This window comes from Actinomyces sp. zg296 (genome assembly GCF_009829695.1).
Taxonomy (GTDB): Bacteria; Actinomycetota; Actinomycetes; order Actinomycetales; family Actinomycetaceae; genus Actinomyces; species Actinomyces marmotae.
This window is the reverse complement of the sequence record NZ_VWPG01000006.1, coordinates 120,049-131,175: the sequence shown is the minus strand read 5'-3', so window position 1 is coordinate 131,175 and position 11,127 is coordinate 120,049. Positions and strand designations below refer to the sequence as shown.

The following is an 11,127-nucleotide window of genomic DNA, read 5'->3' as shown; positions in this document are numbered from 1 at the left end:
GGGCCCTCGGGCTGGTGGAAACGCCACTGGTGTGATGGCATAGTTACATGAACGAGACCCCTGATCTCGTCCCTGCCGCTGATGACAACGCGAGAAATCCGGATGTGCCGAGCGACACCGACGATTCAAGCGCCGAGGTGCCCCTGCCAGGCGATCCGATGAGCCCCGCTGATCCGGGCCCCGCCGATGACGCGACCCGCGCCGTGCTCCCCGCGCGCCACCGAGGGCCCCGAGGGCGCCGCTGGCGGGTCGGGCTCGTCTCCGTCCTGGTCCTCCTGCTCGTCCTGGTCACGGGCGTCGGCGCCTTCGGATGGTGGCTGCGTCATCGCGTGGACTCGGCCATCGAGAGGATCCCGGACCCCTTCGCCAGCCTCACCGAGCGCCCCTCCGCGGCGGACGCCCAGGGCGATGCCCCGGTCAACATCCTCGTCATGGGGTCGGACTCCCGGATCAGCGCCGGCGACCCCTCCCAGTGGAAGCAGGGCGGCCAGCGCACGGACGCCATGATGCTCATCCACATCAACGGCGACCGCCGGGGCGTCTCGGTCATCTCCATCCCGAGGGACTCCTGGGTCCCCATCCCCGGGCACGGCACCGGGAAGATCAACGCCGCCTTCTCCTACGGCGGGCCGGCCCTGGCGATCCAAACCGTTGAGAGCCTCACTGGCGTGCGCATCGACCACTTCGCGGTGACCGACTTCGAGTCCTTCGCCGCCCTCACCGACGAGATCGGCGGGGTGACGCTGCGCCTGAGGAATCCGACCACGCTGGCGGGTACCGAGTTCGCCGCGGGCCCCCAGCGCCTCAACGGCGCGCAGGCCCTGGCCTTCACCAGGGAGCGCTACAGCCTCTCCCGGGGCGACTTCTCCAGGATCCAGCGCCAGCAGGCCTGGATGAGGGCCGTCGTCTCCCAGGTCCTCAACGGGGGCCTCATGTCCGATCCCGCGGGGCTCTACAGATTCCTCTCCGTGGCGGCCCGCACCATGGCGGTGGACGAGGGCTTCTCTATCGACGAGATGCAGTCCCTCGCCCTGAGCCTGCGAGGCCTGGGATCGAGCGGCATCACCTACGTGACCGCCCCCGTCCAGGGGACGGGCACGAGTGAGGACGGCCAGTCGATCGTCCTGCTGGACCGGGCCGCCGACGCCCCGCTGTTCGAGGCGGTCGCCAACGACACCGTCTCCCAGTACCTCGCCGAGCACGCCGACGCCGTCCCGCAACTGCCAGCGGCCGTCGAATGAGGCGGAGGCCATGTGGCCCCGCTCGCCAGCCGTCGGCGGCATCAACGGAAATAGGCGGCATCACCGGCCCCTTGGGCCCTCAGATGGAGTGAGACAGTGACGACGACGCGGACCCTCGCCCCGGCCGACCCATCGGACGGGGCCCCGATCAGCACCGTCGCGGTGGTTGGCCTGGGATACATCGGCCTGCCCACCGCCGCGGCCCTGAGCAGTGCCGGCCTGAGGGTCATCGGCGTGGACACTTCCGCGTCGAGGGTCGAGGCCGTGGGCAGGGGCGAGCCCCCCTTCGTCGAGGAGGGCCTCAAGCAGGCCGTCGCCGAGCAGATCATGAGGGGCAGGCTCACCACGCAGCGGACCATGCCCCGGGCCGACGCATACGTCGTCGCCGTCCCCACGCCCCTGGCCGCCGGCCACCGGGCGGACCTGGGCAGCGTCGACGCCGCGGGGGCGGCCATCGCGCCGGTGCTGGCCGGGGGCGAGCTCATCATCCTGGAGTCGACGTCGCCGCCGGGCACCACGGCGCGCCTGGCCCGCGCCATCCAGGCGGCGCGCCCCGACCTGGCGGTCCCGCTCACCGAGCAGGACGACGCCGGTGGCGCAACCACCCGTGCCACGCCCCCCGCCGCTCGCGCGCGGCGCGCCGGCGCGGCCGTCGACGTCGTCCACTGCCCCGAGCGGGTGCTGCCGGGGCGGGCGATGGCCGAGATCGTCGAAAACGACAGGATCATCGGCGGGCTCACCGCCCGAGGGGCGCGGCGGGCCATGAGCCTCTACGCCGCCTTCTCCACCGGCGAGCTCCTGCTCACCGACGCGCGCACGGCGGAGCTGGCTAAGTTGGCGGAGAACGCCTACCGGGACGTCAACATCGCGTTCGCCAACGAGCTCGCCGCGATCTGCGCCGACCAGGGCGTGGACCCCTGGGAGCTCATCGAGCTGGCCAACCGGCACCCGAGGGTGTCGATCCTCGATCCCGGGCCCGGCGTGGGCGGGCACTGCATCGCGGTGGACCCCTGGTTCATCGTCGAGGCCGCCCCCAAGCGGGCGCGGCTCATCCGCGCCGCCCGCGAGGTCAATGATGCCGCGCCCGGGCGCGTCGTCGAGCAGGTGCTGGGCGCCGTGAGGGGGCAGGCGGCCCCCACCATCGCGGCGCTGGGGCTCGCCTTCAAGGCCGACGTCGACGATCTGCGCGGATCCCCCGCCCTGGCGATCGTCGAGGCGCTGGCGCGGGCGCTCCCGCGCGCGCGGATCATCGTCGCCGAGCCGCATATCGAAGCCCTTCCGGAATCCCTGTCCGGCTGGCCCAAAGTGAGCCTGGCGCCCATCGAGGACGCGGTGGCCCAGGCGAGCACCGTGGTCCTCCTCGTGGACCACCGGGAGATGCGCGACCTCGATCATGCGACGCTCGCCGGAAGGGCGGTTATCGACACCCGGGGCCTCTGGCGCCAGCGGAGACCCTGAACGTTCGCTGAAAATTACCAGGTCAAATGCTGTTTCTGTGAGGTTGTCCATGGAACTGCGGCCATCGGGCGGGTGACAGGATGGGCTTGATCGGCCATACTCGGTGTCGAATCGTGATCTTCGGTTCTGAAGGTGCTCTGGCCTCTCCCTGAGGAGTTCTTCGATGCGTCGCGTCATCACATATGGGACATTCGATCTCCTGCACTACGGGCATATCGAGCTGCTCCGGCGCGCGAGGGCCCTCGGCGACTATCTCGTGGTCGCCCTGTCGTCTGATGAATTCAACGCCGGGAAGGGCAAGAAGGCCTACTTCTCCTACGGGGAGCGCCGGGCGATGCTCGAAGCCATCCGCTATGTCGACCTGGTGGTCCCCGAGAACAACTGGGAGCAGAAGGTCGATGACCTCGTCAAGTACGAGATCGACACCTTCGTCATGGGTGATGACTGGACGGGTCGGTTCGATGAGCAGCTCGGCGGTCTTTGCGAGATCGTGTACCTGCCCCGGACGCCTGAGATCTCGACGACTCAGATCAAGGGCGATATCGCCCAGTCCTGACCCCTCCCTGACATCCCGCGAGAACGAGCACGAAGGAGGCCCGATGGCCGAGGACAGCCCCGCCCCCTCCACGACAACCGCGTTGAAGTCGATCTGGCGCGCCGTGGTGCCCAAGCCCGTGCGGCGGTCGCTCTACCACCGGCGCCATCAGGCCGCCGAGCAGGGCCAGCAGCCATCCCACCTGCCGCCCGTGCTCGCAGCCGCCGCCTCCACTGAGCCGGTCCAGCACTCCATGACCACCGGCCCCAAGCTGTCCGTCGTCATCCCGGTGTACAAGGTCGAGGAGTACCTGGACGCCGCCGTCGAGTCCGTGGTCAAGCAGACCTACGAGGACATGGAGATCATCCTCGTCGACGACGGCTCGCCAGACCGCTGCGGCCAGATGTGCGATGCCTGGGCCGCCCGCGACCCCCGCATCCGCGTGCTCCACAAGCCCAATGGCGGGCTCTCCGACGCGCGCAACGCGGGAATGGCCATCGCCACCGGGGACTTCATCGGCTTCGTCGACTCCGATGATCTCCTGGACCCGCGCGCCTATGAGCGCCTCATGGGCGCCCTGGAGCACAGCGGATCGGATATCGCCACGGGCAACGTGCTCCGATTCCAGGGCGAGAGGAAATGGCAGGGCTGGAACCAGGGGTACTCCCACGACCAGTCCCTCTACCCAGAGCTCGCGCCCGGGTCGAGGGTGGCCACCGGCGTCCAGATCCAGGATCACCCCGAGCTCATGTTCGACACGACCTCCTGGAACAAGGTCTACCGGCGGTCGCTGCTGGCGGCAAATGGCATCGACTTCCCTGTCGGCAAGCTCTACGAGGACATGTTCCCCGTGGCCCGCGCCTACGCCGCGGCCTCGGCGATCGACGTCGTCTTCGATTCGGTCTACCTCTACCGCGAGCGCGAGGACCGCTCCTCCATCACCCAGAAGCGCGGGGAGCTCAAGAACCTCGTCGACAAGATGGAGATGGTGGACCGTACCTGGGACCTCGTCGCCGATCAGGACAACTCCGAGGTCCTGCGCGACACCCTTCTGTTCAAGCTCCTCGAGGGGGATCTGCCCGTCTACGCCCCCTACCTCGGGAACGATCCCGAGTTCGACCAGGCCTACATCTCAACCCTCACCCGCTACTGGCCGTATGTGACCCCCGAGCTGATGGCCCGCATCCCCCTGGGCCGTCGGGCTCTCGTGGCCTGGCAGGCCCGCGGCGAGATCGCCATGGCCGATCGCGCCGAGGCGTGGATCAACCGCCATTTCTTCGACATCCCCATCATCGAGGACGAGCGGGGCATCCGCGCCGATCTCAGCGTCAACACTGAGATGCTCGCCCCCCTCATCGAGGGCGGCTACGACTCGATGAGCCGCTACGCCAGGCCCCGCTGCACGGTCACCGAGGCGCAGATCCGCGACGGGCTGCTTACCGTCGAGGGCTACGCCTTCCTTGACATCCTGCCCACGGGCAGCGAGCAGGTCATCTCCTTCGAGTTGCGCTCCACCGACGGGCTGACCGTGCCCATCGAGCACCGCCGCGTGCGCAACGAGTGGGCCAACGGCTCCTGGCCCGCCGGCACCGGGGACCGCGAGGACTGCGGCTTCATCATCTCCGAGCCCCTGGCCGCCCGCCTGCCGGCGCTCCCCGAGGAGCCCGGCGCGTCGCGGTCCTGGAGCCTGTGGTACTCGGTGGCCTCGCGCAGCCACGCCTCCGACTTCGAGGAACTGCGCCCCGTGTGGCGCGGCGGGGCGATCCGCCTGGGGGACACCGCCGTCTCCGACGACGGCTGGAGGGCCTCCATCGACTGGTCCTCCTGGACCAGGCCCCTGACCCTGGACCAGCGCCGCTTCTCCTTCATGGCCACCCGCGTCGTCGAGCGCGACGCCAGCCTCGCCACCGTCATCCGCTGCGTCGACGGCTCGCCGATCCGCGAGGCCCGCTACATCCGTGACCACGACTCCACCACCCTGCCCGCGGTGCTCAGGGCCGCCGATGGCGCCGTCGAGGCCTCGATGTCCATGTCGAGGGTCCCGGGCCGTGACGTCCCCAAGGGGGCTCGCAATGGCTGGCACCTGGAGGTCAAGAGCGCCCGCGGGGACTGGGAGCGGGTCGTGCCCGCCCAGGGCCTCGTGCGCGAGCGCCCCGACCGGGCCTGGTCGGTTCGCGGCGACTCCGACGGCTCCCTGTGCCTCGTCGATGGTGCCTCCTCCCTCATCGTCGATGAGATCACCTATGAGGACCACGCCTGGCGCCTGACCGGGCGCTGCCCCGCGGAGGTCGACCCTGCCTCCACGGTGTCTATGTGGAGCGATCAGGGTGCCTTCGAGCACTGCGGCTTCGAGATTCCCACGCCCGGGCGCTTCGCGGTGACCATCCGCCCCTGGAAGAAGGGCTGGTATGCCGACCGCGAGATCGCCTGGAGGACGGGGGAGTACCACTTCTGGCTGCGTGTGGACGGGCGGGACTCCAAGTACCGCATCCGCGCCAATTCCTCGCTGCTCCAGACCACCCTCCAGATGAACATCTGGGACGGCGCCCTGCACTCGCGCTTCCACGTCTCCGCCGACTCCCTGGATATGACCATGCGGGTCGACGAGGGCCTGCTCCACACCGAGCGCGGGCGCCACAACCGATTCCGGCTGCTGGGCAAGTGGAAGACCGCCACGGGCATCGAGCCCATGGACGCCGCCGTGTTCGCGTCCTTCATGGAGGGGCACGCCGCCGACTCGCCCCTGGCCCTCTTCGAGGAGTTCAAGAGGCAGGGAACCGACCTGGACCTCTACTGGGCCGTCAACGACGGCTCGGTCATCGTGCCCGACGGCGCAACCCCGCTGCTCAAGGGCTCCACGAAGTGGTTCGAGGTGCTCGCCCGGGCCCGCTACGTCGTCAACAACGTCGGCGGCATCGAGGGCTACGGGAACCGCCCCTTCCAGCGCTACCTGCAGACCTGGCACGGCACGCCGCTCAAGCACATCGGGCGCTCCCACATTGAGGAGACGCCCTGGGCCTACGCCGTGGGCGCCCTGCGGGGCCGCGAGGAGAGCGCGGAGTGGGACGGCCTCGTCTCGCCCAACCCCTTCTTCTCCTCCATCGCCGCCCGCGAGTTCTTCTACGACGGCCCGATCCTGGAGATCGGCTACCCCCGGAACGACCGCCTCGTGCGGGCTGACGACGCCGAGCGCGACCACCTGCGCTCCCGCTTCGGCCTGCGCCCCGACGCCCGCGTGCTGCTGTACGCCCCGACCTTCCGCGAGACCGGCGCCGGCGGCCAGGTCTCGGCCATGCGCGAGCTGCTTGACCTGGACCGCCTGGCCGCTGACCTCGGCGAGGAGTGGACCATCATCCTGCGAGGGCACAACTACAACCGCCGGGCCTCGGCCAAGGACGCCAGCCGGTCCCAGATCCTCGACCTGACCGAGCACCACGACATCAACGACCTGCTCATCGTTTCCGACGCGCTGGTCACGGACTACTCCTCGGTCATGTTCGACTACCTGTGCACCGGCAAACCGGTGTTCAACTACGTCCCCGACCTGGAGGACTACACCGCCTCGCGCGGGATGTACATGACCGTGGGGGACTGCGCCGTGGGGCCCCTCCTGCACGAGCAGGACGCCCTCCTCGCCGAGATCCAGGGCATCGGGGCCTACGACGAGCGCTACGGGGACCGCTACCGCCAGCGCGCCGAGTTCTTCGTCCCCTGGGACGACGGTCACGCCTCCGAGCGGGCGCTTGGCGCCCTCATGACCTGACCGACCGACAAGCCGCGACATCCCAGCCCAGCACGAGGAGGAACAGTGGGAGTCTTCGACGACGTGGGGACCGTCCGCCAGGAGGCGGGCAGTAGGACCGTGACCGTGGGCCTGCCCTCGCTCGTGGCCTCGCCGCGGGCGATCCTCAGGCCCACGACCATGGCGCCGCCGGACCGCCTCAGGGTCACCGACGAGCGCCTGGGCGCCGACACCACCCTCATCGCCCTGGCGCGCCAGGATCCGGGATTCAGGGCGGCGCTCAAGGAGATCACCGCCGAGGGCTACCTCGTGGCCGGCGCCGGCGACGGCGAGGGCGTCCTCGTGCGCCGCGACTGCGTCGGCTCCTTCTGGGACGAGGTGCGCACTGGTGAGTGCTCGCTGACCCGCTCCGGCGTCGCCTACTCCTACCAGGAGCCCGAGTGGGGACTGCCCGCCCGCTACCTCGTCGTCGTCTTCTCCGGCATGCACTCGGACTGGAACTACCCCGGGCTGGACCGCTACATCTTCCCCCAGTTCCGGCACGTTGGGTCCCTCACGCCCCCCGGCACCGCCGTGCTGAGACTGGGTGACCTGGGCGGCGTCTCCGGCTCGTTCTTCATGGACACCGCGGACGCGCCGTCGAACTGCGATGACATCTCCGAGCTCATCGTGGCCGCCATCAACAGGCTCGGCCTGGAGCCCCAGCGTGTCTGCCTCATCGGCCCCTCCAAGGGCGCCACCGGCGCCGCCATCCACGGGCTGCGCCTCCACCTGCCCTTCATCGCCGTCGACCCGATTGTCGACGACACCTTCTACCGGGAGGAGCGCGACGACCAGCACTTCACCGGCGCCCCCATCTTCCCCAGGCGCGTCGAGGAGGTCCTCGCCGAGCTCATCGACGAGCCCGGATCGGCCTCCCCGCCGCCCTGCGCGGTCCTGACCGCCCGGGGCTCCGAGATCTGCTCAGACGCCCTCGCCTTCGCCCGGGACCTGCGCCGCCCCTGCGCCGTTTACGAGTCCGATGACCCCAGGGTCGACGCCCACCCCGGCGTGGCGCGCGCGGTCCTCGGGCCCGCCATCGCCGCGCTCAACGCCATCCTGCTGGGGATCCCGGTGGGCAGCACGAGCGCGGCGCCATCGACCAGCGCCCGCGAGAGTTGAGAGGTACCGAGATGGATTACCTAGACGGTGTCGAGCTCCTGCCCCGTCGCCCCCACAAGGGCGTGTGGGACGTCCCTCTCGACGACTTCGCCTCCGACCCGGCCGGCTTCCAGGCCGCCCTGGCCGACCAGGACCCCGACTTCATCCGGGTCGCCGACGCCGCGATCACCGGCCCCGAGGGCCCCATCGGGGTGGGGCGCGCCGACGCCCGCCTCCACGCCCTCCACAAGTTCCTGGCCGGCAAGGGCTATTTCATCTGGGAGGGCGGCGACGGCGTGGCCAAGTACATCGCCCGCGGCCGGATCCGCGGCTTCTGGGAGCCCATCACCTCCGGTGAGATCTCCATGACGAAGGACGGCGTCCTCTACCAGATGATCCTGCCCGAGGGCGGCAACGCCCTGCGGCGCCTCGTCGTGGTCTTCTCAGCGATCCACACGAACGACAACGAGGCCTCCTTGTGGAGGTACTTCCCCCACCACTACCAGCACCTGCGCGGGCTGATCCCCGGGGACACCGCCATCCTGCGCATCGGCGACCTGGGGGGCGTCGTCGGCTCCTTCTACGGCGACACCCTCGACGCCCCGGGCAACGCCACCGCCATCAGCGCGCTCATCGCCCGGGTGATCCGCTCCTTCGAGATCCCGCCGGCGCAGGTCTGCCTCCTGGGCTCCTCCAAGGGCGCCACCGGCGCGGTGCGCCACGGGGTGGCCCTGGGCCTGCCCTTCGTGGCCGCCGACCCCGTGCTCGGGGACCAGTACTACGAGAACTCCCGCGATGACGCCCACTTCACGGGCCCGGAGGTCTTCACCTCCACCAAGGACGCGGTCTTCGCCGAGCTCCTGGCCTCCGAGCGGCCCACCGGCGCCAGGGGCGTGTTCCTCACCTCCCCGCAGTCGCCGCAGCACGACATGGTCGCCCAGTACGCCCAGAGCCTGGGGCGCCCCACCCTCCTCTTCGACTCCTCGGACTACAGGATCATCGACCACCCATGGGGGCCCGGAGCCGTCCTCGGCCCGACCATCATGGCCGTCAACGCCCTCATCCTGGGATGGTCCCTGCCTGAGGGCGCCATCGAGCTGTGAGCATGCGGCGCGCGCTGTGGCACCTGCGCCACGGCGGCCCGGCCGGCCTGAGGGAGCACCGCCGCCGCCAGCGCGCCGCCCGGCCAACCGCGAGCCGACGGCGCGCGCGCCCCGGCGTCCCGCGGGGCGTGGAGGGCATCCCCGATTGGGATCTCCCCGAGGCCGACGCGCCCCGGCACGACGTGACCGTCGGTGTCATCGCCGACGAGTTCACCTCCCTCGCCCTTAGCTACGAGTGGCGCGCCGTGGTCCTGGACCCGCACGGCTGGCGGGCCCAGCTTGCCGAGCAGCCCCTCGACCTCATCTTCGTGGAGTCCGCCTGGCATGGGAACGACGACGCCTGGATCTACCAGGTCCTCGGCGACTCCGCCCCCTCCCAGGGGCTGCGGGAGCTCATCGCCGCGGCCCGGGCCGCCGGGATCCCCACGGTGTTCTGGAACAAGGAGGACCCCGCCCACTACGACGACGCCATCGCCACGGCCGCCCTTTTCGACCGCGTCTACACCACGGACTCCACCCTTGTGCCGCGCTACCGGGCCGAGCTCGGGCACGACCGCGTCGGCGTCCTGCCCTTCGCCGCCCAGCCCTCTATCCACAACCCCATCCGCCTGGTCGGCCCGGACGGGCGCCCCGTGGAGCGCAGCGGCGTCGCCTTCGCCGGCATGTACTTCGCCCACAAGTACCCCGAGCGCCGCGAGCAGATGGACACCCTGCTCGGCGCCGCCACCGACGCCGGGCGCCGCACCGGCCACGGCCTCGTCATCTACTCGCGCTACCTGGGGGACGACGACCGCTACCAGTTCCCCGCGCCCCACGACTCCGCCGTGCGCGGCAGCCTCGACTACGCCCAGATGCTGTCCGCCTACCGCGCCCACCGGGTCTTCCTCAACGTCAACTCGGTGGTGACCAGCCCCTCGATGATGGCGCGGCGCATCTTCGAGATCGCCGCCTGCGGCACGCCCGTCGTCACCATGCCCAGCCCCGCCACCGGCGCCTTCCTGCCCGCCGGGAGCCTCGCCGTCGTCCAGGACCGCGTCGGCGCCGAGCGCGCCATGCGGGCGCTCTGCGCCAATCCCGAGCTCGGCGACCGCATGACGCACCTCGCCCAGCGCGAGATCTGGGCCCATCACACCTACTCCCACCGGGTGGACACGGTCCTGGCCGACCTGGGGATGCCCGAGCGGCGCCGCCGGGCCCCCTCCGTGGCGCCCCTCATCTCCACCAACCGGCCCCACCGCCTGGCGGGCACCCTGGAGGGTCTCGCCGCCCAGGAGGACGTGGAGATCCGCCCGATCATCCTCACCCACGGCTTCGAGGCCGACGCCGATGCCCGCGCCCGCGCCCGCGAGCTCGGCCTGGAGGCCACGTGGATGAGCGCGCCGGCCAGCACGAGCCTCGGCGCCAACTACACGGCCATGCTCCAACGGGTCGAGGCTGATCTCATCGCCAAGATGGACGACGACGACCTCTACGGCCCCCACTACCTGTCCGAGGCTCTGGCGGCCATCGACTACTCGGGCGCCGGGATCGTCGGCAAGCACGCCCACTACGTGCACCTGGTGGGCGGCAACCTCACCGTCCTGCGCTTCCCCGAGTGGGAGCACAGGCGCACCTCCTTCGTCTCCGGCCCGACGATCGTGGCCAGGACCGACCTCGCGCGATCCGTCGGCTTCCCCGACACCAGCCAGGGTGAGGACACCGCGCTGCTGCGCGGCGCCATCGACGCCGGCGCGAGCATCTACTCCACATCCCGGTTCGGCTTCGTCCAGCGCCGGGGCGCCGCCGCCGATCACACGTGGGCCATCGACGACGCCGAGATCCTGGCGACATCGCGCCTGAGCCACTTCGGCGAGCCGGGCGCCACCGCGATGCCCTGAAGGACCGTCCCCGGGCGCGCGGGGGGCGCGG

7 protein-coding genes are annotated in these 11,127 nt (G+C 70.7%); all 7 read left to right on the top strand.

Going from position 1 to position 11,127, the window contains the following annotated elements; translation table 11 throughout:
- Positions 1 to 47: 47 nt before the first annotated feature.
- The 7 genes from GVV76_RS06945 (at position 48) to GVV76_RS06915 (ending at position 11,096) form a co-directional block, all read left to right on the top strand.
- Complete coding sequence (locus GVV76_RS06945) at positions 48 to 1,241, top strand: LCP family protein (RefSeq protein ID WP_159625912.1); 1,194 nt, start codon at positions 48 to 50, stop codon at positions 1,239 to 1,241.
- Positions 1,242 to 1,337: 96 nt separating this feature from the next.
- The gene (gene wecC, locus GVV76_RS06940; protein WP_159625910.1) at positions 1,338 to 2,699 is read left to right on the top strand and encodes a UDP-N-acetyl-D-mannosamine dehydrogenase; all 1,362 of its coding nucleotides are present in this window, start codon (positions 1,338 to 1,340) and stop codon (positions 2,697 to 2,699) included.
- Positions 2,700 to 2,862: 163 nt separating this feature from the next.
- Positions 2,863 to 3,255 (top strand): glycerol-3-phosphate cytidylyltransferase, encoded by a 393-nt coding sequence (gene tagD, locus GVV76_RS06935; RefSeq protein WP_159524467.1) that lies wholly within the window; start codon positions 2,863 to 2,865, stop codon positions 3,253 to 3,255.
- A gap of 43 nt (positions 3,256 to 3,298) precedes the next feature.
- The gene (locus tag GVV76_RS06930) at positions 3,299 to 6,997 is read left to right on the top strand and encodes a bifunctional glycosyltransferase/CDP-glycerol:glycerophosphate glycerophosphotransferase (protein WP_159625908.1); all 3,699 of its coding nucleotides are present in this window, start codon (positions 3,299 to 3,301) and stop codon (positions 6,995 to 6,997) included.
- Between the two features lie 45 nt (positions 6,998 to 7,042).
- On the top strand, positions 7,043 to 8,137 hold the full coding sequence (locus GVV76_RS06925) for an XcbB/CpsF family capsular polysaccharide biosynthesis protein (protein WP_159524465.1): 1,095 nt from the start codon (positions 7,043 to 7,045) through the stop codon (positions 8,135 to 8,137).
- Positions 8,138 to 8,148: 11 nt separating this feature from the next.
- A complete protein-coding gene (locus GVV76_RS06920) occupies positions 8,149 to 9,219 on the top strand; it encodes an XcbB/CpsF family capsular polysaccharide biosynthesis protein (protein ID WP_159625906.1) in 1,071 nt (356 codons plus the stop codon).
- A 2-nt stretch (positions 9,220 to 9,221) separates the two neighbouring features.
- Positions 9,222 to 11,096, top strand: a complete 1,875-nt coding sequence (locus GVV76_RS06915) for a glycosyltransferase family protein (RefSeq protein WP_159625997.1) — start codon at positions 9,222 to 9,224, stop codon at positions 11,094 to 11,096.
- Positions 11,097 to 11,127 lie beyond the last annotated feature (31 nt).

What these genes read in the sequence shown, in the direction of transcription:
- tagD (WP_159524467.1), top strand. Translation starts at nt 2,863, where the DNA reads ATGCGTCGCGTCATCACATATGGGACATTCGATCTCCTGCACTACGGG.
- GVV76_RS06930 (WP_159625908.1), top strand. Translation starts at nt 3,299, where the DNA reads ATGGCCGAGGACAGCCCCGCCCCCTCCACGACAACCGCGTTGAAGTCG.
- GVV76_RS06920 (WP_159625906.1), top strand. Translation starts at nt 8,149, where the DNA reads ATGGATTACCTAGACGGTGTCGAGCTCCTGCCCCGTCGCCCCCACAAG.
- GVV76_RS06945 (WP_159625912.1), top strand. Translation starts at nt 48, where the DNA reads ATGAACGAGACCCCTGATCTCGTCCCTGCCGCTGATGACAACGCGAGA.
- GVV76_RS06915 (WP_159625997.1), top strand. Translation starts at nt 9,222, where the DNA reads ATGCGGCGCGCGCTGTGGCACCTGCGCCACGGCGGCCCGGCCGGCCTG.